The organism is Pelotalea chapellei (assembly GCF_018531195.1).
GTDB classification, from domain to species: Bacteria; Desulfobacterota; Desulfuromonadia; order Geobacterales; family Pseudopelobacteraceae; genus Pelotalea; species Pelotalea chapellei.
The window spans coordinates 62,866-89,099 of sequence record NZ_JAHDYS010000013.1 but is presented as its reverse complement, the minus strand read 5'-3'; the positions used below and the strand labels follow the sequence as shown (position 1 = coordinate 89,099).

The 26,234-nt window shown below is 51.3% G+C and carries 20 protein-coding genes; 5 read left to right on the top strand and 15 right to left on the bottom strand.

The genetic code is table 11. The features are described 5' to 3' along the window. Positions 1 to 33 precede the first annotated feature (33 nt). From tsaB to KJB30_RS13630, 4 genes are all read right to left on the bottom strand, one after another. Complete coding sequence (tsaB, locus tag KJB30_RS13645) at positions 34 to 744, bottom strand: tRNA (adenosine(37)-N6)-threonylcarbamoyltransferase complex dimerization subunit type 1 TsaB (protein WP_214300226.1); 711 nt, start codon at positions 742 to 744, stop codon at positions 34 to 36. Between the two features lie 272 nt (positions 745 to 1,016). Next, positions 1,017 to 2,621, bottom strand: a complete 1,605-nt coding sequence (locus KJB30_RS13640) for a cytochrome c3 family protein (RefSeq protein WP_246545692.1) — start codon at positions 2,619 to 2,621, stop codon at positions 1,017 to 1,019. A 44-nt stretch (positions 2,622 to 2,665) separates the two neighbouring features. Then, the gene (locus KJB30_RS13635; protein ID WP_367618989.1) at positions 2,666 to 3,337 is read right to left on the bottom strand and encodes a cytochrome C; all 672 of its coding nucleotides are present in this window, start codon (positions 3,335 to 3,337) and stop codon (positions 2,666 to 2,668) included. 13 nt (positions 3,338 to 3,350) lie between these two features. After that, on the bottom strand, positions 3,351 to 4,577 hold the full coding sequence (locus KJB30_RS13630; protein WP_214300224.1) for a porin family protein: 1,227 nt from the start codon (positions 4,575 to 4,577) through the stop codon (positions 3,351 to 3,353). A 430-nt stretch (positions 4,578 to 5,007) separates the two neighbouring features. Between KJB30_RS13630 and KJB30_RS13625 the strand changes: the two genes are divergently transcribed. From KJB30_RS13625 to KJB30_RS13610, 4 genes are all read left to right on the top strand, one after another. Then, positions 5,008 to 7,062 (top strand): serine protein kinase PrkA, encoded by a 2,055-nt coding sequence (locus tag KJB30_RS13625; RefSeq protein WP_214300222.1) that lies wholly within the window; start codon positions 5,008 to 5,010, stop codon positions 7,060 to 7,062. Between the two features lie 138 nt (positions 7,063 to 7,200). Further along, complete coding sequence (locus KJB30_RS13620; RefSeq protein WP_214300220.1) at positions 7,201 to 8,589, top strand: DUF444 family protein; 1,389 nt, start codon at positions 7,201 to 7,203, stop codon at positions 8,587 to 8,589. A 148-nt stretch (positions 8,590 to 8,737) separates the two neighbouring features. Next, positions 8,738 to 10,354: a SpoVR family protein gene (locus KJB30_RS13615; protein ID WP_214300219.1), complete on the top strand. Its 1,617-nt coding sequence runs from the start codon at positions 8,738 to 8,740 to the stop codon at positions 10,352 to 10,354. Positions 10,355 to 10,421: 67 nt separating this feature from the next. Continuing rightward, on the top strand, positions 10,422 to 12,659 hold the full coding sequence (locus tag KJB30_RS13610) for a serine protein kinase PrkA (RefSeq protein WP_214300217.1): 2,238 nt from the start codon (positions 10,422 to 10,424) through the stop codon (positions 12,657 to 12,659). 91 nt (positions 12,660 to 12,750) lie between these two features. On the opposite strand, the gene rseP is transcribed toward KJB30_RS13610, so the two are convergent. The 10 genes from rseP to KJB30_RS13560 form a co-directional block, all read right to left on the bottom strand. Beyond that, positions 12,751 to 13,899, bottom strand: coding sequence for an RIP metalloprotease RseP (gene rseP, locus KJB30_RS13605; protein ID WP_214300215.1), 1,149 nt, complete (start codon positions 13,897 to 13,899; stop codon positions 12,751 to 12,753). Between the two features lies 1 nt (position 13,900). After that, on the bottom strand, positions 13,901 to 15,061 hold the full coding sequence (locus KJB30_RS13600; protein ID WP_214300213.1) for a 1-deoxy-D-xylulose-5-phosphate reductoisomerase: 1,161 nt from the start codon (positions 15,059 to 15,061) through the stop codon (positions 13,901 to 13,903). Between the two features lie 27 nt (positions 15,062 to 15,088). Then, complete coding sequence (locus KJB30_RS13595) at positions 15,089 to 15,874, bottom strand: phosphatidate cytidylyltransferase (protein WP_367618990.1); 786 nt, start codon at positions 15,872 to 15,874, stop codon at positions 15,089 to 15,091. A gap of 13 nt (positions 15,875 to 15,887) precedes the next feature. Further along, positions 15,888 to 16,628, bottom strand: a complete 741-nt coding sequence (uppS, locus tag KJB30_RS13590) for an undecaprenyl pyrophosphate synthase (RefSeq protein WP_214300301.1) — start codon at positions 16,626 to 16,628, stop codon at positions 15,888 to 15,890. Then, the gene (frr, locus tag KJB30_RS13585) at positions 16,625 to 17,182 is read right to left on the bottom strand and encodes a ribosome recycling factor (RefSeq protein ID WP_214300211.1); all 558 of its coding nucleotides are present in this window, start codon (positions 17,180 to 17,182) and stop codon (positions 16,625 to 16,627) included. The genes uppS and frr overlap by 4 nt, the downstream gene beginning before the upstream one ends. Positions 17,183 to 17,184: 2 nt before the next feature. Next, positions 17,185 to 17,904, bottom strand: coding sequence for a UMP kinase (gene pyrH, locus KJB30_RS13580; protein WP_214300209.1), 720 nt, complete (start codon positions 17,902 to 17,904; stop codon positions 17,185 to 17,187). Positions 17,905 to 17,979: 75 nt separating this feature from the next. Beyond that, a complete protein-coding gene (tsf, locus tag KJB30_RS13575; protein WP_214300207.1) occupies positions 17,980 to 18,915 on the bottom strand; it encodes a translation elongation factor Ts in 936 nt (311 codons plus the stop codon). 164 nt (positions 18,916 to 19,079) lie between these two features. Continuing rightward, the gene (rpsB, locus tag KJB30_RS13570) at positions 19,080 to 19,838 is read right to left on the bottom strand and encodes a 30S ribosomal protein S2 (protein ID WP_214300205.1); all 759 of its coding nucleotides are present in this window, start codon (positions 19,836 to 19,838) and stop codon (positions 19,080 to 19,082) included. A gap of 134 nt (positions 19,839 to 19,972) precedes the next feature. Next, positions 19,973 to 20,164, bottom strand: coding sequence for a 4Fe-4S dicluster domain-containing protein (locus KJB30_RS13565; RefSeq protein WP_214300298.1), 192 nt, complete (start codon positions 20,162 to 20,164; stop codon positions 19,973 to 19,975). A 260-nt stretch (positions 20,165 to 20,424) separates the two neighbouring features. After that, positions 20,425 to 21,498 (bottom strand): branched-chain amino acid aminotransferase, encoded by a 1,074-nt coding sequence (locus tag KJB30_RS13560; RefSeq protein ID WP_214300197.1) that lies wholly within the window; start codon positions 21,496 to 21,498, stop codon positions 20,425 to 20,427. Between the two features lie 212 nt (positions 21,499 to 21,710). On the opposite strand from KJB30_RS13560, the gene KJB30_RS13555 reads away from it, so the two are divergent. Beyond that, complete coding sequence (locus KJB30_RS13555; RefSeq protein WP_214300195.1) at positions 21,711 to 25,157, top strand: pyruvate carboxylase; 3,447 nt, start codon at positions 21,711 to 21,713, stop codon at positions 25,155 to 25,157. Positions 25,158 to 25,262: 105 nt separating this feature from the next. Here KJB30_RS13555 and KJB30_RS13550 read toward each other — a convergent pair whose 3' ends face one another. Beyond that, positions 25,263 to 26,159, bottom strand: a complete 897-nt coding sequence (locus KJB30_RS13550) for a sensor domain-containing diguanylate cyclase (protein ID WP_214300194.1) — start codon at positions 26,157 to 26,159, stop codon at positions 25,263 to 25,265. Positions 26,160 to 26,234 lie beyond the last annotated feature (75 nt).

Genomic DNA, 26,234 nt, shown 5'->3' with positions numbered 1-26,234 from the left:
ATCAAAATATTTATTAAAAGTAAAAAGCAGGAATCAATTTCCTGCTGGCTTTGACTGCTGCCGGTTCAGCTTGGCATATTCAGCTTCCGATGCTCGCAGGTACACGGGCAAAAGCTGATCAGGTGCGGCGGGTGTGGCATGCCGGGCTAAAACTGTACCATTCCCGGCACGTCCGACGTTATGCGCAGCAGAAGCAAAAACGGCTCGTGCTCCCAGTGTTTCGCTGATCAGGTCATGGTAGCGCAGGGCACCTTCTCCGGCAAAAATGACTGGCGCATTGCCCCATGGTTCGAGCAGCTGAAGAAAACGCTCCGGGGGAAGGACACAATCCTGAATCAGTGGAAGCGGAATTGTCTGCGAAGAGTCGAAGAGGGCGGCATACACTTCCTGTTTGCGGGCATCCAGCATGGTGCAGACAAGTGACGGGTTGAGCGCGAAATTCATGGCGAGCAGGGCCAGTGATGAAAAACCGGCGCATTTTTTGCCGGTTGCAAGGCTGAGTCCCTGCAAGGTTGCTAGGCCGGCACGCACGCCGGTGAAAGAACCTGGGCCGACTGAACCGGCAAAAAGATCGATATCTTCCATGGCAAGCCCCGCAACATCCAACAGACGTTCTATCTCAGGAATCAGACGAGCGGAAAGGGACCTGTCGCAGAGGAAAACCGATTCGGCGACCAGGGCTGCGTCACGTGTTATGGCAACACTTGCCAGGGAGGTTGAGGTGTCGATAGTAAGGATATTCATGGGGCACTCGCATTGATTGATGTAGGGAAGAATATGGAAGATGGGAACATATTTACAAAGTGACGGCTCAAGCTAAATCAAGAGTATCCCTTTAGTGGATTGCGAAAAGTGCCACAGAGGAGGAGTGTTTGCAATATCTAAATCTGTCAATGATTGCGGCTTGGCATTCCATGCTGCTGTCTCTCACACCATGCATAATGCTGAATCGCCCACCCAGAAACGCTGTGCGTTCCCGGATGGGCGATTAGATTCCAGCTGTTATTCACCTGCTTTTATGGACGGGTGGCAATCCCTGTGCCTGCTGCAGCATTAAACCATGCAGCAGCGTTTGGATAAACTGCGGCATCGATAGTAATTGTGCCGTCAAATACATGATTATCAAGCCAATCGATAGAGTCGAAGAGCAGACGCTTCAGGTAAAAACGGTTATGGGTATAGCCGCCTGGGTCTTCAGTGACCAGGAGGGAGTTCTGGACTGCACCATAGGTATTGACGTGCAGCGCATTGATCTGAGGGGTAGTTGCTCTGAGAATTGCTGCTCCGGTGTAATTGGGCTTATTGGGAACTATATTGTCCAGGTAGTCAGTCAGCAGTTTTCCGGCTTGCCGATACCCAAGAGCTTCCTGATTAAGCGTTGCCGGTGTCATGTCGCTGTGGCAACCGTTGCACACAGCCTGGCTGTTGATTGCAGTGATGGTCCCGCTGGTGTTTTTGGTGACCACTTCAAATGTATGGCTCTTTGTTGATTTCATGTGGCAGCTTACGCACGGGCCTGCACCTGTTGTAAGACCAATGTTTGGATGGGCGAAGAAGGCAGGCTTTGTATAGACCCGGCCGTCGAATTCGAAACCAACATGTGTCAAATCGGCATACAGATCTGCACCGGTCGGAGCATGGTGACCTTCAAAGCGGCTTGAACGAACGGACTGGAAGTTGCCGCGGCCGCTGTGACAGACTACGCAGAGGTTGGAATCTCCGATATTAGGTAGTACTACGGCAGCAGCAGCAGTCAGACCATCGACAGTCGCAGGAGCCGGACCTGCAAACGGATCGGAACCTCCACCAGGCACAAGGTCGGAATCATAGGTGTATTCAAGCGTTTGGGCACCTATCACACGCCGGGTCCAGCTGTAGTTAATGTGGCAGGCCGAGCACATGATGGTTTCGTTTTTCTTGTTATTGCTCATGAGCGGGGCATTGGGTGTTACTGTTGTGGTGGAGGTATTCGTCGTCGTATTGGTCGTCGTCAGGACACTTGCTGCACCACTGGAAACTTTTTTATAGCCGCTGGTTGTATGGCATTTGGAACAAACGTCACGGCTGGCAGTTGTCCAGGGATAATGCGAGTTGACACTGCTGGCATTGGCATCGCCAGGAACATATTTTGTGCTGCCGTGTCCCGAGTCAGCCCAATCCCTGTTGTACTGAAGAAGTGTGGTTGTGTCATGGGGGTTGTGGCATTGACGGCACTGAACTTCAGGTGCATCCGTCTGGCTGATATACTGGGCGGCCAGGCTGGTTGTAAAGTTGGAGAAATGCGGCGTTCCAAGTCTGACGACGGTATGACAGGTCTGGCATTGAGTGTCGGGAACGGCCTTAATGATTGATCCGCCCTGTGGATGACCATTGTTGATATGGCAGGCCGTACAGGCGGCACCATTCTGCGTATTATGAGCAGATCGCTGCCATTCGGTGACAATGGTTCCTCCGGTTACAGGAGAAATCTTGTTCACGGCATGGCACTCAATGCACGCGGCAGAGGCCCTGAAGGTTTCGGATTGGCCGCTGCCCTCTTTTCTGTCGGAACCACATCCGGCGGTTATTGCCACCAGCAGCAGCGAAAACAATGAAAACATCCTCAGTATCTTATTCTTCATACCATTCTCTCCTTTCTGTGGATTTTCGTTGGGCATCTCGCCAGCTAATGGCACACCTTGCATGTATTGTTGTTCCTGTTGCTCTCCTTGAATCCTCTTGGATGTGGGCTTACTTTTGCACCACTCGTTGCACTGTGGCATCGCAGACAGACATCGCCGCCGGCGTGGCAGCTTTGGCATGACTGCAGATTTCGTCGTGCTTCGGTGGCATGTTCACTGGTCCACATGAAGGTTTGGGTGTTGCCGCTCCGCAAATGTGACTTGATCCGCATCGAGCTCCTCGGAAAGCGGCTGTGGCAGGAGTTGCAGAACGCTCTTTCATCATGACAACGGTAGCATTGCTGCGGATTGTCCAAGGCCTTCATGGGATGTATGTTGATAAAGTCGCTGCGATGGTTTTTGGGCTTGTAATCCCGCCCGAAATTGGACTGATTCAGGTTTTCGCCATTTCCGCCCCCCTGGTGGCAATCCAGGCACCAGGCCTGATCATGGCACTCCCCGCAGTTGTTGCCGGCCTTGCTGGCCAGAACCCGGTGGTTACGAACGAAATCTGCCTCATGGTTTGGAGAAATTCCCTCTCCCTTATGGCAGTCATTGCATTCCCCTATATTCATCCTGGCATATTCCTTGTGTGCCATCTTTGCAGCAAAAGACACCTGCTGGAGATACACAAGGGCACATCCCAAAAGCACAACCATTGCAAAGATCTTTTTCACCGGCGCCTCCTTTCTAAAAATCATAGTTGAACACCGCGCGCCCCTGCCAGTCATTGCTGAAGCGCACGTTGACATTATCCTCAACCCGTACGGAAGCGGACATTTTGTCAGTAAATTTGTACTTTGCTCCGCCCCAGTAACGTCGTGCAGTTTCTTCTCCGGTCGACCGGTCACGTTCATACACGTCGAAGTGCAATCCCGCCGCCAGCTCCAGCGCTTTGATCGGGTTGTATGTTACTTCTGCAATTCCACCATCCAGTTTGCCGCCGTAACCGTTGCGGTGGTTGTAGGTCAGGTTTAACATCAGGTTGCTCAGCGGACGCAGACCCAGGCCAACTTCGACGACATCAGCTGTGCCGTCGTTGCCGAAGCCGCCTTCGCCGTAGTCCTGCCGGTTGTAGCCGCCATGAATGGAGATCATGTCGTTAACGGTGTAATCAACCCGGAAGACCCCTTCCTGGTAGCGGTCCACGGCAAATACCGAATAGATCGAGGTGGCATCGAATATTGGATAACTCTGGTACCACTCACCCGTCAGAACGAGTTTTGAGGTAGGGAATACTTTTACTCCTGCCAGCATCTCCATGAACGTTTCACTGACAATGTCATATCGTGTATTGGCATACACCTTGACAGCATTGAACAGGTATTGCTTGAATACGCCCCCCACCTGATTCCTGGCCATGCCGCTCTTATCAAGCTTCAGGAAATAGCTCACTTCGGCATCTGTATTCTTGAAACCTGTCAGATAGGCGGCAGTACCAAAGACAAAATCCTCCTTGCGCGTTCCTTCGCCATACAGATCAAAGAAAACGTTCCTGCCACCCATGATGGAAAATCCAACCGGTCCCACCTTTCGCAGTTCGATCTGCCCGCCATCGATCAGCGCCGTACCTGCAGCATAATTAATCCACTGCCTGCCTAGCCTGATATCAACCTTGTCGTACAGTCCCCGATAATCGCCATACAGGTAATATAGTCTCCCGTTCAACCCCTCACTGTTGCGCACATCCTGGGTCACCCGGCCGTACCCCTGGAAGGAAAGCTTTCCCTCCCTGTCAACATTAAGGACCGACAGATTCAAGTACTGTGCAAATTCCGCCTGTTTTCGCTGATTGAAAAAGTTGTTGAACCACAGAAGCTGAGTGGAGCTCCTGCCATGCACTTCAGCCGCTCGTGCCGGTAATGCGGCCAGTAGCGGAAGAAATGCCACTATGCACAGAAACCATTTCAGTGCCATTTGATCGACCTCCTTTCTGGTTTGATGGAAATAAATGCTTCGGCTGGAGTGCATGTCACACAACCTTAGGGGTAATTATGAAACAAATTAAATAAATTTAAAGTGCATAAGCAAATTTATTTTTATTTTTCTATGTTGAATGCCGTCCAGATGTCCAAACAGGAATATGTGTGCGCTTGTCTAGTTTCCGTCCGGAAAGGGTTCTTTTTCGCCCTGGTGGTGTCAATCTTCGGGATTACTTGTGCGGCGTACCTATGTACGCCTCACAAGTAATCCCTTGATTTCCTTGCCAGGACAAAAAATTCCTCCTTTCCGAATCGGAAACCAGCAGTTCCATCCGGAGTCTCCGGATGGAAACTTGTCTAATTGGGAAAATGTTCAATACTTATCCGTAGGAATGCATGGAAATCCGCACGGAGGAAACTACCCGATGGCTCCCCACGATAATCTGATTCAGCACATTACAGCGGTTAAAGAGCAGCAAAGATCGTTTGAAAATGCCTTCCAATCTGTAGCGCGCATGATTTTGGGGGGCGGTTTTGAAAAGGTCGTGGTGAATGGCAGGACTACCTATGACTTCAAGATCTTTCGCAGCGGCAGAAAGCACACCATCGGCATGTTTGACGAGATCAACAGCTTTGTTTCCTATGTAAAGGATGCTGCCGAAGGGGGCTCCAGCAAGGAAATGGCCTTTGTTCTTGTTGGTGAACCGGGAAACGGGAAAACGTTTTTTGTGGAATATCTCTGTTCCTTGTATCGCTCTTTTCTCTCCGCACCGCACAACCGGCGCTATACCTTCCGCTACACCGGTCTCAATCAGCTGGAGCATTACGGCAAAATCAAGCTCTATGATTCCCAGACCTATGAAGATCCCATGATCCTGGCCATGAACTTCTTTGAACCTGCGGAAGAGAACCGGCGGTTCCTTGCAGAAAAAGGTGGCTTTAGCGAGGGGGAACTGGAGCGGGTTTACGGAAATTATCGTCCTCTTGGTGCCTGTAGCGGATATATCTGGAGCGAGATAAGGGATTTTTGCGGGGGAGATTTGGATAAAATGCTGGGATTCGTAGAGGTGATCCCGGTGCCGATGAGTGAAAGTCTGGGCACACTCACCGGCAAGTATCCAGCCAAGGACAAGATCACCTCCTCTTCCGTCGATCTTCTTGGGGAGGAATCAATCCAGCGGCTACTGTACATCAGCGACACAAACAACCCGTATCGCTTTGACCTGCGGCGCGGTGCACTGGCGAGGGTCGCCGGGGGAGGTATTCATTTCTCTGATGAGATCTTCAAAAACAAGAAAGACCTGGTGCAGGTGTATCTGGGGGTAATTCAGAACCGTGCCATCGAGATGGATGGTTTTAAATGGCCGATCGACACCTTGATCATCGCCACCAGCAATAACTCCGAGTTCAATCGGTTTCTCGCGGAAAAAGAAGAGGCGCCTATCGTGGACCGCTGCCGGATCTGCTATGTCTCCCATAACACCAACTATAGGCTGCAGGAGGGACTTACCTCCTATGCCATCGGCAGCGATACCAAGACCACCCTGACAAGTGAACCTCTGCACCAGGACCCGAACCTGAACTATGCCGCTTCGGTGGGAGTGGTACTTACCCGCTTCCCGCGTTCTGAAAAACTGACTTCTATCGAAACCATGAAACTATCTGCAGGAGAAATTGCCGGTGAAAAGAGCATCAAGGCCCTGGCAGAGGTAATCGATACACTGGGCCAGGAGCCTGATATCACCAAGCGCTTCGGCCAGAAGGGGCTGGGCCACCGCAGCCTGGGCCGTGCGGTTCAGCTGCTGGTGGAAAGTTCGGAAACCAACGAAGGGCGCTGTATGGTGGCCTATGATGTTTTCAAGACGCTGGAGCGGGTTGTATTGGATTATGTGGTCGATACCAATGACAGGGCCAAATACCTGGAGGATCTGAAGGTTGCCAAGGGTCTGTACCGGGAACGAATCATGACCGAGATGTTCAATGCCTACATGGATGAGCCCCATGCCATTCGCCGGGATGTGATGAATTATGTCAACATGATCATCGGCATCGATGCGGAAAACCTGGGGCCCGACAGGATGTGGAAATACAAGGATCCCCAGAGTGGCGAGTTGAGGGCGCTGAAGATCGATGAACGTTATGTGAAGAGTGTTGAGGAGCGCATCGGACTGAAGACTGAGGAACAGCGAGACTCTTTCCGCACCTCCATCCGAAAGATCTATGGCCAGAAGATCTCTATGGATCCTAACTATGACTTCATGGACAATCTGGAATTGGTAAAGGCCATCACGGAGGTACGGCTTAAATCCGACATCGCCGGTGCCGGCAGCCTCATCGGCGCCCTTGCGAATCGTACAAATGAAGAGAATCAGAAGTTGTATGACCGCATGATCAATACCATGCTCAATAAGCTTGGGTACTGCCGTACATGCGCCCAAAAGACGATTGAGTACTTCTGCACTCAGGAAGATGAAAATTGATATTCAAATTCGGCGGAGGAAGAGCTTTTTTTCAGACTATTGATCACGCGAAGCCACGAAGACCACAGAGAACGGTATTTATAATAAAAACATCTTCGTGCCTTTGTGCCTCTGTGTGAGAAGAAGTTCCATATAAAGATGAAAAATCTACCTGATGAAAAAATTGATCCAGTGCAATCAAACGCAAATTTGGTGTTGTCTGGTTCCGAGGCACGTTTGCGGAAGGAACATGATACCGTTGGAATGGAACACGGGGTTCCCCCGGAGGAACATGAAGAGAGCCTCTTCTCTTCATTCAACCGCAGCCCATATGCCTTTCATGATCTGTTCATGCTTCGTCAGGCCGTTGCTCCTCATGCGTCGGTTATCGTCCAGATGAAGACACTGGACGAGCTGCTGGAGCGGGACCGGCGTCGGGAAAAGGATGGCTTCCCGCGCAAGATACAGGTTGGTCGACTGGTAAAGGCCAAGCGGGGTGCAAAGGGGCAGGTGGTGGTTGTAGTGCCCTCAACAGAAGAGGAGAAATTTTATCATGATGCTGTCATCCGCCCCCCGGATGAAGGTCGCAATGCAGGAGGGACCGGAGATGAGGAAGAGGGGGAGGTGCTGGGGGAACAGCAGGCACGAGATGACGAAGGTCAGCCTGGTGGCGGTCCGGGGCAGGGTGGAGAAGAGAGCCATGACATGGAGTCATCCGCCTATGAACTTGGCAAGACGCTGACCGAGCAGTTTCAGCTGCCCAATCTGAAGGAGAAGGGGAAACGTCGTTCTTTGACTCGTTACACCCATGACTTGACCGACAGGAACCGGGGATCAGGGCAGATTCTGGATAAAAAAGCAACTTTGCGCAGAATCCTGGGAACCAACCGCGCCTTAGGAAATATGCCGGATGATCAGCCCGTTGACCCCACCCGTTTCCTGATTGCCCCATCGGACAAAGTCTATCGAACACTTTCCATGGAAAAGGATTGGGAACCCCAGGCGGTTGTTTTTTTCGTGCGGGACTATTCAGGCTCCATGGCAGGAAAAGTTACCGACTTGGTGGTGACTCAGCATGTGCTCATTTACAGCTGGCTGATATACCAGTACGCAGGACAGGTGGAATCAAGATTCATACTTCACGACACGCAGGCGAAGGAAGTCCCTGATTTCAACACCTATTACAACTCCCGTGTGGCAGGAGGAACCCAGGTCTCCAGTGCCTATCAGTTGGTGAATGAAATCGTGGCGGAGGCTGGACTGGCCAGAGATTACAATATCTATGTCTTCCACGGCACCGATGGCGACGACTGGGACACCCATGGAGAATTTGCTCTTCCGGAACTGGAAAAAATGCTTGGGTACGTAAGTCGTATGGGGATCACTATAGCCGAGCATAGCGATATGACCGGAGGAACGGATGTAGCCCATTATCTTGAAAAGTCCGGTTTATTGAAATCAAAGCCTCATCTGATCAGGATGGACGCCATGGAAGAGAGTGCGGATGAGGGGAGGGTGATAGAGGGAATCAGGAAGCTTATTTCTTAATAATATGGAACGGTCTTTTTCCGCCCTGGCGGCGTAAGTCTTCGGAATCGCGTGTGCGGCGTAGCGCTGCTACGCCTCCGTGCTCTTCCTCGACAGCCTTGCCAGAACGAAAAAATCCGCGTTCCACGGATGAATATACGGATACCACATGGAACTGATCAATCAACATACCAAGACGATCATGGAAGGGTGCAAGGAACGGGCGCGCGATGCGGGGCTCTCCTTCACTGATGAATCACTGGAATATATTGTCACCAATCGTGATCTGCTGGAGTTGGGGCCAAAGGTGATGATACCGACTCTCTATGATTATTGGGTGCACGATGTGGAGGTGCTTCATGCAAAGGGCACCTACGAACTCTATCCCCACAACCCGTATGAAACTGTCATCAATACACGCCCTCCCATTTCTTTTTACAACGACAATAATCCGGATTGGCTCAATGTGATGATTTTTTATCATGTTTTGGGCCACATCGATGTCTTCCAGAACAATCTCTACTTTCGCAATACTTGGGATTACGATTTTACCGGCCAGGCTCTTTCCGACAAACGGGTTATTGCACGACTGCGCTCGGAGAAAGGACGCTGGGTTGATTATGTCATCGAATTTTCCCGTGCCATAGACAATCTGGTCGACTTCCATGGTGAACTCGCGGAACTTTTCGTTTCTCAGGAAGCCGGCTGCTCCGCACGTTTGAACTACTACTTCGACGTGTTCCTGCAGTCGGTGAAAAAGGTTTCCATAAGTGAATATGTGCGGGAAATCAACCGTTACAACGAGAGCATGAGGAACTTTGGTCCTCTGGCTGAAAAAACCTTTTTTGCCGATGCCGAGCGGCGCTATCCTGAGCTGGAGAGCCATTTTCTGAGGGAGAAACAGACGCAACCATCCCGGCGTGACCTGCTTCGCTACCTCCTGGAAAAATCTGAATTTCTGAATCGGGACGAAAATCAGTGGATGAAGACAATTCTTGAGATTATCCGCAAGACTTCTCTCTTTTTTCAGCCTCAGATCAGGACAAAGATCGTCAATGAGGGATGGGCCAGTTATTGGCACGAAAAACTTTTTCTGCAGGACGACAGGATCAAGGGACATGAGGTGGATTTTGCCCGCATTCATGCCGGAGTCACATCCCTGCCACGCGTGGGAACTAACCCCTATGCCCTGGGCATGCGGCTGTTCACCTATATCGAGCAGCAGGCGGACAAAGGGCGTTTGTCATTTGATTTTCAAAGGGTGAAGGACAGTAACACCCGCAAACGCTTTGATACAAAGAACGTTGGAGGCCAGGAAGCCATCTTTGGTGTCAGGGAAAACCTGGGAGATGCCCTTTTCATCAAGAACTACCTGGATCAGGATTTTCTTGACCTGCACAAGCTTTTTGTTGTCGGCAAGCGTCTCGACCGGAGACGAATGGTCTGGCAGTACTACGTGAAAAGCCGCAAAGCTGAAGATTACCGGAAAATGCTGATGGATACCCTCTACCATCCACCGGTCATCACGGTCGACCCGGATAAGGGCGATGGAGATCTGTATCTGGTACATACTTTTGAAGGTAAACAACTCGTACAGGAGTACATCGCCTCCACCATGATGGGGATCGAATATCTATGGGGCCGGCCGGTTCATCTGGAGACCAGTGTTGCACAGGTGGATGTGGTACCTGAAACCGGGAATGAAGGTGTTCCCGACGGAGCGGTTGTATGGCAGCGGGTTTTGTTTACCATGGAAGGAAAAACACTAACCCAAAAGGTGCTTTAATCCATACTGATTCTGTACGTACTCGACCATAAGCCGGGCAGCCTACAACATCCGCTACGGGAGACACATGTCAAACATTGACAGAGCCATGGTTCATCTCAACCGCAAGATCAGCGAGCGGGAAACGAATCACAGCATATCCTTTGACGAGTTTCTGGAAAATCTGGCAACGCGACCATCATTGGTGGTGCGCAATGCCTTTCAGGCTTTTCATGACATGGTGCGGGAGTATGTGAGCGTGGAGCGGGATGAGTATCCCAACGATCCGGAATCGATCAAATATGTGAAATATGACTGCAGCAGACTGTTCGTAAATGGTACTGATCGCCCCTTTTTTGCAGACAGGCTTTTTGCCAACCGTTTCATCCAGCACGTTGATGCGATGAGGAGCAGTGCACGGCAGAACAAGATCTATATTTTCGAGGGGCCACCCGGTTCAGGGAAAAGCACTTTTCTCAATAATTTGCTGCTGAAGTTCGAGGAATACTCGAACAGCGACGCCGGTATGCGCTATGAAGTCGTCTGGAAACTGGACAGCCGTGGTCTTGAACAATCCCGGCACGATATGCCCGACCTGTCGGGGAACCATAACGGGAATCGGGAACGTGGCCCTGAGCTGCTGGAGATACCATGTCCTTCTCACGACAACCCGTTGCTGCTGATTCCCCGTGAAGATCGGCACTCTTTCTTTGATGAGCTTTTTCAGAATGATGAGTTCAAGCAAAAACTTTTTTCCAGCAAAGAATACGAGTGGCTCTTTCGCGACATACCGTGCACCATTTGCAGTTCCCTTTTCGATTCACTGGTGCAGCGGCTCCCCTCTTCACTGGATGTTTACCGTATGATCAATGCTCGACCATATCGCTTCAATCGTCGTCTGGGAGAGGGGGTAACGATATTCAATCCGGGTGACAAAACTCTGCGCATGAATGTTCTCGGTAATGATCATCTCCAGAACAGGCTCGATGCTTTGCTGGGAGATGCCTCTCCCGTCCGGTATCTGCATTCAAGTCATGCGAAAACAAATAACGGCGTCTACGCGCTGATGGATGTAAAAGCATACAATGCCGAACGGCTCATGGAGCTGCACAATATCATCAGTGAGGGTATCCATAAGGTCGAGGATGTGGAGGAGAATGTTTCTTCCCTGTTCATTGCCCTGATGAACCCGGAAGATGCCAAGAGCATAGTGGATTTCCAGTCCTTCACCGACAGGATTGAGTTCATCCACATGCCATACGTCATGGACCTGAATACTGAGGTGGAGATTTACCGCAACACCTTTGGCAGGCATATTGACGACAGCTTTCTTCCACGGGTACTGCACAATTTTGCCCGCGCAATCATTTCCACTCGTATGGGTACAAATTCACCAGCACTGCTGGAATGGATCTATGAGCCGGAGCGATATGGACAGTATTGCGATCATAATCTTCAGTTGCTAAAGATGGAAATCTACACGGGGCACATTCCTTCCTGGATCACTGAAGAGGATCGCAAGCGGCTCAGTGCCAAGCGTCGGAGACGGATAATCGACGAATCTGAACGGGAAGGGGTGACCGGGTTCTCCGGGCGTGATTCACTGCGTATTTTCGGGGATTTTTTTACTGCTTATGCCCGTAGTAACAAGCTTATCTCCATGTCGAACCTCGTCACCTTTTTTACCAAATGGAGGACCGATCTGAATGAGGCGTTGCCCGAGGGGCTTCTGGACTCTCTGATTCGCAACTACAACTATTCTGTTCTGCAGGAAGTTAAGGAATCGCTCTATTATTTCAACGAAGATCAGATCAGTCATGATCTGCTCAATTACATGTTTGCTGTCAACTTTGAAATCGGTTCAGTGGTGGTGTGCCGTTTTACCAATGACCGGCTTGAAATCACCGAAGACTTTCTGCGCTCCATTGAAGCGCGGTTAATGGGGACTACTGTAGAAGACGACGTGCGACTGGCATTCCGTCGTGAAACCCAGAAGGAATATGCGTCGAGAACATTGACTCAAGAGATACTGGTCGAGGGAAAGGCTCCTCAACAGACTGGCCTCTTTCGCTCACTGCATGACAGTTATGTGCACAATCTGAAGGGTAAGGTGATGGAACCGTTCCTGGATAATGCCAATTTTCGCAGGGCTATCAAGGATTATGACACAGTGGCGTTCAATATGTATGACAAGCGCATACGGGATGACGTTTCCTTCCTGATAAACAATCTTTGCGCACCTCGCTTTCACTACACCAAGCAGGGAGCACGGGAAATGTGCGTCTATGTCATCGATAATGATCTTGCGCGCAGGTATCCTTCCTGAACAAAATAGAAGGGAGAGGGCCTGTAAACAAAGAAAGGGCGACCCGTTGGGGCCGCCCTTTCTTTGTTGTATGGCAAATAATGGAGCAGTATCAGCCCTGTCCTACAAAATATCTGATGATGTCATTGTAAAAAGCCAGTGCCATCAGGCCCAGAAGCAGCATCAGGCCGATCTGCTGAGCATATTCACGCACCTTCTGGTTCACTGGTCGGCGGAAAATTAACTCCCAGAAATAAAAGAAGAGGTGCCCTCCATCCAGAACAGGCACGGGCAGTAGGTTAAGAACCCCAAGGTTGATGGAGAGCAGGGCCATGAACGCCAGGAAGTTGGATCCGCCAGCAGCGGCCTGTTCGCCGGCCATTTTTACGATCATTATTGGCCCGCCGACACTGTCCATCGGGACAACACGCTGGGCCATCTTAATCAATGAGGTGAAAGTGAGATCAATCACTTTCCATGTTTGAGCCGTTCCCTTGGAAAAAGCGTCAATCGGGCCATATTTTTGAGTGATAATTTCCGCGGCAGAAGCAACTCCGATAGCGAATCCGCTTACCTGCTCTCCGAAAAGATTCTTTGATACACGTGGTTCCGGAATAATGCTGAACTGTTTGTCCTGCCCTCCGCGCTTCACACTCAGGCTGATTGTCTGGCCCTTGCTGGCGGATATCATTTCGGCTATGTCATCCCATTGTTTAACAGGTTTGCCATTGATTCCGGTTATTACATCATCCTTTTGGATCCCTGCCCGCGCCGCAGGTTTGTCCTTGATGACATCACCAATCTTGGCTGTGACTGTAGGCACACCGAGCATGCAGAGCAGGATGAAAGCGAGCCATGCAAAGGCAAGATTGAAAACAGGTCCGGCCATGACAATAGCAATACGCACCAGGGGAGGCTTATGAAAGAAGGAACGCTCTTTCTCTGCTTCGGTCAGTTCGCGGGGCCCTTCCACAAGCTCGCCAGATTCTTCATCAGATACGTTGGAGTCTGGTGTTGCCTGATGATGGGTTTCTCCCCCTTCAATGAATCCGGTTTCGCCAAACATCTTGACGTATCCCCCCAAGGGGAAGGCAGAGAGAAGGTATTCGGTCTCACCGATCTGCTTACTGAACAGCTTGGGACCAAAGCCGAGGGAAAACTTTTCCACTTTGACCCGGAAAAGTTTGGCAAGTAGAAAATGTCCAAGTTCATGTACAAAAATCAGTACACCAAGGGCAATGATTGCATAAATGATTGTCATATCAATTCACCTGTTTGAGGCATATTTCCCGTGCCATCTCGCGTCCCCACAGATCGGCCTGGAGTACTTCCTCGATACTGGCCAAAGGATGGGCATGATGGGCGTTCATGGTCTCTTCGATGATGGTGGCTATCTGGATGAAACCTATCCTTCCTTCTAAGAAGCATTCAACGGCAATCTCATTGGCTGCATTCATAACCGCGGGCATGCTTTCTCCTTCACCCATGGCACGATACGCAAGTTCCAGGCAACGGAACTTTTCCGTATCGGGTTTGAAAAAAGTGAGCCCTGAGAATGTGGTCAGATCCAACGGCTGCACGCCGGTAGCAACACGTTCTGGATAGGAAAGGGCATAGGCGATGGGGGCCTTCATGTCTGGAGAGCCAAGCTGAGCAATGACGCAACCGTCGATATATTCTACCATGGAATGAATGATACTCTGGGGATGGATATTAACATCGATTTTTTCCACAGGTACATTGAACAGCCAACGGGCCTCGATTACCTCCAGACCTTTGTTCATCATGGTCGCGGAATCGATCGAGATCTTTTTCCCCATACTCCAGTTGGGATGATTGAGGGCATCGGCTACAGTTACCTGAGCCAGCTGCTGTACCGGAGTATTCAGAAAAGGTCCACCCGAAGCGGTCAGGATGATCTTGCTTATATCCTGGCTCCGGTGCCCCTCAATCGACTGGAATACGGCGCTGTGTTCGCTATCCACCGGATACAGTTTGACGCCATATTCAGCAACCATGTCCATGAACAGTCGGCCGGCGGTTACCAGGGTCTCCTTGTTGGCCAAGGCAATGTCCTTGCCTGCACGGATCGCGGCGGCAGTCGGCACCAGGCCAGCAGCACCCACTATGGCAGCCACTACCATTTCGGTATCCGTAGCCGTAGCTGCAGCAATCAGCCCTTCTTCTCCGCCCAGTATGGTGACATCAAGACCGGGGCAGAGAGCCTGCAGGCGTGGTATGTCATCCGGCGATGCAACCGCTGCGATGGCTGGAGCGAACTGACGGATTTGCCGGGCGAACAACTCCAGGTTTTTGCCCGCTGTCAGGGCAACAATTTTAAAACGATCGGGATATGCGGCGACTATTTCAAGGGTGCTGACACCAATGGATCCGGTTGAACCCAGAATGGAAAGCATTTTCATTACAGAACCTCGGGTACGGGATGTGTTTCAGAGTCTGTCAAAGACAAAAATTGCATAATAGTAGGTGGCCGGGGCAGCAAAAATGATGCTGTCCAGCCGATCCAATACGCCACCGTGTCCGGGAATAATGCTGCCGGAGTCCTTGACCCCGAAGCTGCGTTTGAGCAGGGACTCGAAAAGGTCGCCGGTCTGGCCGAGGATGCCGATGATAATTGCGGTCAGCAGCGCATCGACCATGGAGAGTTGGGGAAAAAAGGTGAACTTGGCCAGCATGGTGCCGCCAATACTGCCGACTAACCCTCCCAGCGCGCCTTCGATGCTTTTCTTGGGACTCACCATGGGGTAGAGCCGGTGTTTTCCAAAAGCACTGCCGCTGTAATAGGCCGCTGAATCATTGGTCATCACAATCAGCATGACCACCAGCAGCCACTCTGGCCCGTGTGGAATAAGTCGCAGCATGACCAGGTGCATGAGCAGCAGTGGGATGTAAAGGAAGCAGAGGGTGGCATAGGAAATATCCCGGGCCGCAGTAGTGATGTCCTTGATGCGGAATAGGAACAGCAAGCCGAAAGCGAGAAACAGACCGGTGATAACTGCCAGAATCAGTTTTTCCTGTCCCAGAAAGGGAAGGAAAATGAGCAAGGTTCCACAGGGGGCAGCCCACCACGATTCAAATGCACGATCAGGCAGAGCCATGCTGTAAAATTCCTTGATGCCGATGAAAGTAAAAATGCCGAGAAGCCCGGCGAAAAGCAGCGGACTTCCCTGTACAATACTTAGGATGACAACAGGCAGGAGGATAAGTGCGGTGATAAGCCGTTTGATGTTAGTTCCTTTTACTGATTTGGTCGCTGGTCTTGCCGAAACGTCGCTCCCTGGCCTGGAAATCGGCCAAGGCTTTCTGGAATTCGTTTATAGTGAAATCCGGCCAGTTCGTCTCGGTAAAATAGAGCTCGGTGTAGGCCAATTGCCAGAGGAGGAAATTGCTGATGCGCATTTCTCCGCTGGTGCGGATCAGGAAATCGGGATCAGGCAAACCGCCCGTATCCAGATATGAACCGAAGACATCGGTGGTGATCTCATCAGGAGAGCATTTTCCGGCCACCACATCGCGTGCAAGCCGGCTGGCGGCCATGCTCAGCTCCTGGCGGCCACCATAGGAGAGAGCCAGCGTCAGCAGCATGCCGGTGTTGCCGGAAGTCTGCCTGATGGCTTCGTCAAGGGTGGCATTAACATCATCCGGAAGATCGCTACGGTTGCCGATGACGTTGTAGCGGATGTTTTTGCGCATCATGCGCGCCGTTTCCTGGCGGATGTACTTCTTGAGCAGCGTCATCAGCGCACGAACTTCCATAGCAGGACGTGACCAGTTTTCCGAAGAGAAGGCAAATAGAGTCAGATATTTGATTCCGAGCCGCCACGCCTGTTCCACCACCATGTTAACAGTTTCGGCTCCCCGTTGGTGGCCTACGATACGTTTGAGCATGCGTTGCTGAGCCCAGCGGCCGTTGCCGTCCATGATGATGGCCAGATGGAGCGGCAGTTTCTCAGGATCAAGATTCATCAGACTTCCATGACCTCTTTTTCTTTGTGTACTACCGCTTCGTCAATGCGTGCTTCAAAACTTTTAGTAACTTCCTGGACTTCTTTTTCAAGTTTTTTCAGCTCGTCCTCGGTTACACTTTTTTCCTTTTCCAGTTTCTTCAGACGATCAATGGCATCGCGACGGATGTTGCGCAGCGCCACTTTATCATCTTCGGCCTTCTTTTTGAGGTCTTTGACGATTTCCTTACGCCGCTCTTCAGTCAAGGGAGGCAGGTTGAGGCGGATCGTTCGACCATCGTTGGAAGGGGTAAGCCCGATGTTGGAGTTCAGAATGGCCTTTTCAATGGCCGGAATAATTTTGGCTTCCCATGGGGAGATGGTGATGGTGCGTGGTTCTGGTACTGCCAGGGTTGCAACTTGGCTGAGCGAGGAAAGGTTGCCGTAGTAATCCACCTTGACGGAATCAAGGACTGAAGTTGAAGCACGACCTGTGCGAATCTTCTGAAATTCGTTTTTTAGGACGCCCAGGGTCTTTTCCATATTAGACTTCATATCACTGAGTACGGTAGTTGGCATGTTCATTCTCCTTGTACAATGGTGCCGATTTCTTCGCCGGTGATCACTTTTTTGATGTTTCCTTCGGTGGTCAGATCGAAAATGATGATGGGCAGTTTGTTATCCATGCAGAGTGAAGTGGCGGTTGCATCCATCACCTGTAACCCACGGTTGAGGACATCAATATAGGTAAGTTCCGGGAATTTGACGGCAGCGGGGTCTTTCTTCGGGTCCGCCGAATAAACGCCGTCCACCTTGGTTCCCTTGAGGATTACCTGGGCATTGATTTCCATTGCACGCAAACTGGCGGCCGTGTCGGTGGTGAAGTAGGGATTGCCGGTTCCGGCGCCGAAAATAACAACCCGTCCCTTCTCCAGGTGGCGCATAGCGCGGCGCCGGATATACGGCTCGGCAACTTCTTGCATGGCAATGGCAGATTGGACTCGTGTTGGTACTCCGGCTTTTTCGAGGGCATCCTGCATCGCCAGAGAGTTGATCATCGTGGCGAGCATTCCCATGTAGTCGGCGCTGGCCCGGTCCATCCCTTTTGAGGATGCTGCCAGTCCTCTGAAAATGTTTCCTCCGCCGATAACCAGGGCAAGCTGTACCCCAAGGTCAACAACTTCGCGAATTTCTTGAGCAATCGTGGTAATGATCTGGGGGTTGATTCCGTATCCCTGGGCGCCTGCCAGCGATTCTCCGGAAAGCTTCAGAAGAACCCTGGTAAATGACGGTCTGCTCATGTCGTTTCTCCCGTCTGATGTATTGGATGGAACTTAAAAAAAAAGCCGGCCATTGCGGCCGGCTTGTTTGTTTAATTAGAGGCCGGCAGCTGCCGCAACCTCAGCGGCAAAGTCCGATTCTTTCTTTTCCAGTCCCTCACCAAGAACAAAGCGCTCAAGACGGGTAATAGTGACCGGCCCGCCAGCGGTTGCTCCGATCTCTTTGACTACCTGCTGAATGGTTTTGTCTGTGTCCTTGACGAAAACCTGCTCATTGAGGCAGATTTCAGCATAGAACTTGTTCACCTGCCCATCGAGAATCTTCTCGATGATGGCATCCGGTTTTCCGGATTCTTTCGCCTTGACACGGTAGATTTCTCTTTCGCGCTCAAGCACGTCAGCGGGGACCTCGTCACGGGAAACATAACGTGGCGCTGCAGCCGCAGAATGCATCGCGATGTCACGGACGAAGCTCTGCAGTACTTCACGGTTTGCGTCGGTGACAGCGGGGCTGGCAATCTGGACCAGTACACCGATTTTTCCACCGGCGTGAATGTATGAACCGACAATGCCATCGCCTTCGACATCAAACTTGGCAAAACGGCGGATCTGGAGGTTCTCACCAATGATGGAGATGGACTCGCTCAGGTAGGTCTGAACATTTTTACCCTGATCTCCAGAGTAGGGCTGTTCCAGCATTGTTGCACAGTCAGCAGGGGAAGTGGCCAGGATGTGGCGGCCAATGTCGGCCACGAATGACTGGAATTTCTCGTTTTTGGCTACGAAGTCAGTTTCACTGTTCACTTCCAGAAGAACACCATTCTTCAGGTTGTCGGAAACAAACGCTGCTACCATGCCTTCAGTTGCTGCGCGGCCAGCTTTTTTTGCTGCTGCTGCCAGGCCTTTCGTACGGAGGAAGTCTATCGATTTCTCGAAATCGCCCTCATTCTGCTCAAGTGCCTTTTTGCAATCCAGCATGCCGGCCCCGGTTGCTTTTCTCAGTTCGTTTATCTGCGTTGCGGTAATAGCCATTTATATATCCTCCTTCCCTTGATCTTTATCGAGCACAAGAAGAGGAGGAACGAAAGATCTGCCTTCTACCTTCCGTTCCCCCATCTGTCTTCGTTGGATTAATCTTGATCTGTCAACTTAAACAAACCGTTTTCGATTACGTTGCCATTCACGGAGAATCCAGATTATGCAGCAGCAACTTCCTCGACCTTCTCGGTTTCTTCGGCAGCACCTTCTGTGTCGGCCTGCAAAGCTGCGTTACGAGCCTGGCCGCCTTCGATAACTGCATCAGCCATTTTGGCAGAGAGCAGGCGAATGGCGCGGATAGCATCATCATTGCCGGGAATGACATAGTCGATGGGATCGGGATCGCAGTTGGTGTCAACAACAGCTACGACTTTGATGCCAAGCTTGTTGGCTTCCTGAACGGCAATTTCTTCATTTTTTGGGTCGATTACGAACATGACGCTGGGGAGCTTGTTCATCCCTTTGATGCCGCCCAGAATTTTCTGCAGTTTCTCGCGATCCTTTTCAAGCAGGAGGCGTTCTTTTTTGGGATAAGCTTCGATGGTGCCGTCTTCGAACATTGCATCGATTTTTTTGAGGCGGTCAATACTCTGTTTAACGGTGGCGAAGTTAGTCAACATTCCGCCTAGCCAGCGCTGGTTGACGTAGTACATGCCGCAGCGCAAGGCTTCTTCCGCAACGGAGTCCTGGGCCTGTTTCTTGGTGCCCACGAAAAGTACAGTGCTACCGTCGGTGACGGATTCTTTGACGAAATTGTAAGCGGATTTGAAGTAGCGGACGGTCTTCTGCAGGTCGATGATGTAAATGCCGTTACGTGCCCCGAAGATGTAGGGCTTCATTTTGGGATTCCAACGCTTGGTTTGGTGGCCGAAGTGAACGCCGGCCTCCAGCAGTTCTTTCATACTGATGCTTGACATGGTCTTTCTCCTTTGGTTTGTCCTCCGCCCCGTTATATCCCTGCCAGCCACAAGGGACACCGCCGGTTTTCTCAGGGCGTGTGAATTGAAAAGCAATAATTTATATCAAATGCTATGGGGTATGGCAAGAGCAATTATTGTATCTGCAGTCTTCCGCATGAAATGGCGTCCAGCGGGCATGCGGCCGTACAAGCCCCACAGGAGGTGCAGCGCGAAGTATCTAGCATAGCTGCGTGCTTGCGATATCCCGATACTTCAAGGGTTAAAATTTTTTCAGCACAGGCTGCTACGCAGCGCCCACATCCGGAGCAGCATCCCTTTTTCATTGGAAAGGTGTCGGGCAAGATGTTCAGAGTCCGAGATCCATCTGCTTCCACGTATATTCTATCTTTCTTTTAGTGCGACTGAAGGGGTAATAGCGCGGACAGGAGGCGACCACTGCGATGGAGGCCTGTTTACAAGTGCGGCGGCAGGATGTGCAGAGCTTGTTTGCGACAGGTTTGCTGGAAATGTGTTTCTTGCTCATGAGTCGTGTACCACAGCTGTTTCAGAAGCGGGGCGGCTTGACGCTCGCCCCGCGGGATAATTATCCTACGAATCTCACCCAGCCGAATGTGTCTGCAATCCTGCCTGTCTGTATGCCGGTGAGAGAATCATAGAGATGTTGGGTTACTTCACCGACTTTACCAGCGGACAACTGCAGGCATTCTTCCTTGTAACAAAGTTTACCGACAGGAGTGATGACTGCGGCGGTACCGCTGCCAAAGGCTTCGGTGATTTTACCGCTCCTGATGTCTGCCATCAGATCATTGATCTCGAGCGGGCGCTCCTCGACTTCATATCCCAGAGTAGGAGCCAGTTTGAGGACAGAATCACGCGTCACTCCCGAAAGAATTGAACCGTTCAGCGGAGCAGTGACAATTTTCTTGCCATAGGCGAAGAACATGTTCATAGCCCCGACTTCCTCGATGTAGCGCTGCTGACGGCCGTCCAGCCAGAGAACCTGGTCGTAGCCCTTTTTCTTGGCTTCAAGTCCAGCCTTCAAAGAACTGGCATAATTGCCGCCGGTTTTGGCTTCACCAGTTCCTCCGGGTACGGCTCGCACGTAGTGATCTTCAACCATGATGTTGACCGGATTAAAGCCTGCGGCATAATAGGGACCAACAGGTGAGAGAATTACATAGAAATAGTAGTGATCAGCCGGTTTGATACCTAGTACAGGATCAACGGCAATCATGGTTGGCCTGATATAGAGTGAAGTTTCAGGCGAAGTGGGAATCCACTCCCTTTCAAGAGCAACCAGTTGCTCAATACCTTTCAGAAAAAGTTCTTCCGGTATCGGAGGCATGCACAGGCGATCTCCGGACTGGTTGAAGCGGCGGGCATTCATTTCGGGGCGGAACATTGCCACACGTCCATCAGCCCATTTGTAAGCCTTAAGGCCTTCGAATATTTCCTGGGCATAATGGAATACAAGGCTGGCGGGATCGAGTACAAAGGGGGCATAGGGCTGAATGCGGGCATCGCACCACCCTTGGCCGGCTTTCCATTCAACCATCAGCATGCGGTCGGTAAGGATTTTGCCGAATCCGAGCTGGCTTTCGTCGGTTATTTTTTTCTTCATCTTTTCCGCAGGCAGCGGAACAATTTTAATGTCCATTATATGCCTCCAAGTTGTCATTAAACCGATTTTTTTTATCATATCAGCCAGGTCACGGCAAGGCGAAAAACCTTGTTGACAAGACTGTACCAATCATGGTTTATTCCCTGGCCAAAGGCTAACTATTTAAAATAACTTGAAATTTTTTAGTTTGACTAAATTATCCGGCATTCTTTGAAGTATCGATGACACCATCATCAGGAGGACTCATTATGCAGAAGCATAGATTTCGCAAGATCATGGCCGCTAACCGCGGTGAGATTGCGATCCGCATTTTCCGGGCTTGTACAGAGCTGGGCATTAGCACCGTGGCCATTTACTCTGAAGAGGACAAGCTTTCCCTGCATCGCTACAAGGCTGACGAGGCCTATCAGATAGGCAAGGGCAAAGCTCCGATTGATGCCTATCTGGGTATCGATGAGATAATCGCTCTCGCATTGAAAGCAGATGTTGATGCTATTCACCCCGGCTACGGTTTCCTGGCTGAAAATGCCGAATTCGCCGAGAAATGCGAGGCTAATGGAATCTGCTTTATTGGACCTACTGCAGAAATGCAGCGCGCCCTGGGGGATAAGGTTGCTGGCCGCAAAGCTGCCATTGCTGCGGGCGTAACTGTTGTCCCTGGGACGGAGAACCCCATCGAAAAGGAAGAGGAGGCGCTTAAATTTGCCAAGGAATTCGGCTATCCGATCATTATTAAGGCGTCTGCCGGCGGAGGCGGCCGCGGCATGCGCGTGGCGCACAACAAGAAGGAGCTGCTGGAAGGACTGGTGGCTGCAGGCAGCGAGGCCAAGGCTTCATTTGGCAATGCCGAAGTATTTCTGGAGCGCTACCTGGCAAACCCCAAGCATATAGAAGTACAGGTGCTGGGGGACAACTTCGGCAACCTGGTGCACTTCTTTGAACGTGACTGCTCGGTTCAGCGCCGTCACCAGAAAGTAGTTGAATTTGCCCCTTCTCTCTGCCTGACTCAAACCCAGCGTGAGGAACTCTGTACCGCTGCCTTAAAGATCGCTGGCCAGGTCAAATATCGCAATGCAGGTACGGTGGAATTTCTGGTGGACCAGGAGGGAAATCATTATTTCATCGAGATGAACCCCCGCATTCAGGTTGAACACACTGTGACCGAAATGATCACCGGTCGTAACCTGGTGCAAAACCAGATCCTGGTAGCCTGTGGACATAAGCTCTCCGATCCTGAGATCAACATACCGAGCCAGAGCGCCATTGACATGCGCGGTTATGCCATCCAGTGCCGCATTACCACCGAAGATCCGACCAACAATTTCTCTCCCGATTTCGGGGTTCTGACCACCTACCGTTCGGCGGCCGGCTGTGGTATCAGGCTTGATGCGGGCAATGCCTTCACAGGCGCCCAGATAACTCCCCATTATGACTCGCTGCTGGTCAAGGTCAGTTCCTGGGGCCTGTCCTTCCAGGAAGCTGCCCATATAATGAACCGCGCCCTGCAGGAATTCCGTGTGCGCGGTGTTAAGACCAACATCGGTTTCCTGGAAAATGTGGTCACCCACCCAGTGTTTCTCAAGGGTAACTGTGACACCTCTTTCATAGAAAAACATCCTGAACTGCTCCATATCCGCGAGAAGAAGGATCGCGCCAGTAAAGTGCTCAACTATCTGGGCGAAGTAATTGTCAATGGTTCGCCCGGTATCGTAAAGCCGCTCAGGTCTGCCGAGCTGATCGAGGCGCGCGTGCCAGAGATCGACTATACCAAGCCACGGCCGTCGGGAAGTCGGGACCTGTTCATGTCCCTTGGGGCAGAAGGTCTCAGTAAGTGGATTCTTGAGCAGAAAAAACTTCTTATAACCGATACCACCATGCGTGATGCACACCAGTCCAATCTGGCAACCCGAGTGCGCACCCATGATCTGCTCAAGATTGCAGAGCCAACCTCCTATCTCGGGGCAGACCTGTTCTCCCTGGAGTGCTGGGGGGGCGCCACGTTCGATGTCTCCATGCGCTTTCTCAAGGAAGATCCCTGGCAGCGCCTGCACAAATTGTCCGAGATGATTCCCAACATTCTTTTCCAAATGCTGCTGCGCGGTTCCAATGCCGTTGGCTATACCAACTATCCTGACAATGTGGTGGAAAAGTTCGTGGAAGAGGCGGCCAATTCAGGAGTTGATATCTTCCGGGTATTCGACTCCCTCAACTGGACAACAGGCATGAAAGTGGCCATGGAGGCGGTGCGCAAATCCGGCAAGATTTGCGAGGCTGCCATCTGCTACACCGGAGATATCACCGATCCGCGGCGGGACAAGTATCCGCTTGAATATTACGTCAACATGGCAAAAGAACTTGAAAAAATGGGCGCTCACATACTTGCCATCAAGGACATGGCAGGCCTGCTCAAGCCGATGGCTGCCCACAAGCTTGTAAAGGCGCTCAAGGAGAACATCGGCATCCCGATCCATCTGCATACCCATGATACCTCCAGCAACGGCAGTGCGATGCTGCTTAAAGCTGCCGAAGCCGGTGTGGATATCGTCGATGCTGCCCTGTCGTCACTTTCGGGCCTGACCGCCCAGCCGAACATGAACGCGCTGGTTGCTGCACTGGAGGGAAGTGAGCGTGATCCATTGGTCAATGCTTCCGGTTTGCAGAAGCTGGCTAATTACTGGGAAACGGTTCGAGACTACTACGCACCTTTTGAATCAGGTTTGAAGAGCGGTACGGCCGAGGTGTATCATCATGAAATTCCCGGCGGTCAGTATTCAAATTACAAGCCACAGGTAGCCGGTCTCGGCCTGATCGAGCGCTGGGACGACTGCAAGGAAATGTACCACAAGGTAAACATGATGTTCGGCGACATCGTCAAGGTTACTCCATCTTCCAAGGTTGTTGGCGACATGGCCATGTTCCTTGTCAAAAACAATCTTGAACCTGAAGACGTGTTCACCAGCAAGGAAGAACTGGCTTTCCCGGAATCCGTGGTCGGCATGTTCAAGGGAATGCTCGGCCAGCCCTACCAGGGGTGGCCCGAGGAACTGCAGAAGATTATCCTCAAGGGAGAGCAGCCGATAAGCTGCCGTCCCGGCGAGCTGCTGGAACCGGTTGATTTCGAGGAGGAGCGCCTCAAGCTGGAGGAAAGAATCGGGCACCGTGTGGACGACAAGGCGCTTATTTCCAATATCCTCTACCCCCATGTTTTTCCGGAGTTCGACCGGCACCGCCAGGAATTCTCCGACATTTCGGTAATTCCTACTCCCATCTTCTTCTACGGTCTGGAACCGGGCCAGGAGACCTCACTGGATATCGAACCTGGCAAGACCCTGATTATCAAGCTCAACGCCATCGGAGAAGTCCAAAAAGACGGTACCCGTGCAGTGTATTTCGAACTCAACGGCAATAATCGCTCCGTGATCATTCGCGATCAGTCGGTTCAGACCGATGAGAAGGCTAGCGAAAAGGCTGATAAGGGCAATGCCAACCACATTGGCGCCCCAATGCCGGGCAAGGTGCTCAAGGTGAATGTCAGACCCGGGGATCAGGTCAGGGCGGGTGATGTTCTGATTGTTACCGAGGCCATGAAGATGGAAACCAATATAAAAGCCAAGGCTGACGGCAGCGTGGCAGAGGTCAGATTCAAAGAAGGGGACAAAGTGGAGAAAGAGGATCTCGTCATAATGATGAGTTAATCTGTACTTCTTTACTGCGAAAAATGAACGCCCTGTCTCCTTTCCCGAGGCGGGGCGTTCGTTTTGGCGAATCGATGATGGTCGGAAGCGAGAAGAGACCTTCTCTTAACCGATTGTCACCCGGTTGCGGCCGGACATCTTGCTGACATACATCAGACTGTCAGCGCGGCGGGTAACGGATTCGGGAGTGTCGCCCGGAATTCCGAGCGTGGCACCCAGAGATGCGGTGACGGAGAGTTTCGTGGTTCCGACCATGAGGTAGCTGCGCTGGATGAATAATCTGACGCGTTGGGAGATGGATTTGAGCAAAGTAGGATTAATGGCGGGAAGCAAAATGATGAACTCCTCGCCTCCCCAACGTGCAACAATGTCCGTACTCCGCAAAAGACCGGCAATTGTTTTACCCACCATGATCAGGACGTCGTCGCCGGTCTTGTGTCCATAGGTGTCATTGAATATTTTGAAATGATCGATATCCAGGAAAATGAGGCCAAAGGAAATATTATGGTTCTGCTGCTCAAGGATTCTGGTCTGAAGAGTGATATCAGCATAACGCCGGTTACCAATGCCGGTCAAGCTGTCCAGATAGGCTTCCAGCTTGAGAAGTTCAAGCTCCTTCATCAGCCTCATTGAGTTTAAATTATCCGTAAAAACTTCCATTCCGCCGATTATTTCCCCTGCACTGTTACGTACAGCGGATATACGGACTGATACCGGAAGGCGGTGTCCCTGTTTGTGGTGCAGATAGACATCGGCCTCGCGAACGCTGCCGTCAGCCAGTGTTGCTGCCAACGGGCAGCCGGAAAGGCAAAGCTCTCGGCCATCTGCATCGATATGACGCAGGATATTGTCTGCACATCGTCTCCCGATAACCTCCTTTTTTTCAAATCCCGTGATTCTCTCGGCCCCCTTGTTCCAGATCGTGATGCACCTGTCTTTGTCTACAAAATAAACACCGTCAAAAAGGTTTTCCAGGATAACGTCAGATGTTACCTCGATCATAACAATGGCTCCTATGCCTCGCAACGGCGCTGCTGATGAGTATGTTTCCGGTGCCAGCGTGTCTTAATCTAGCAT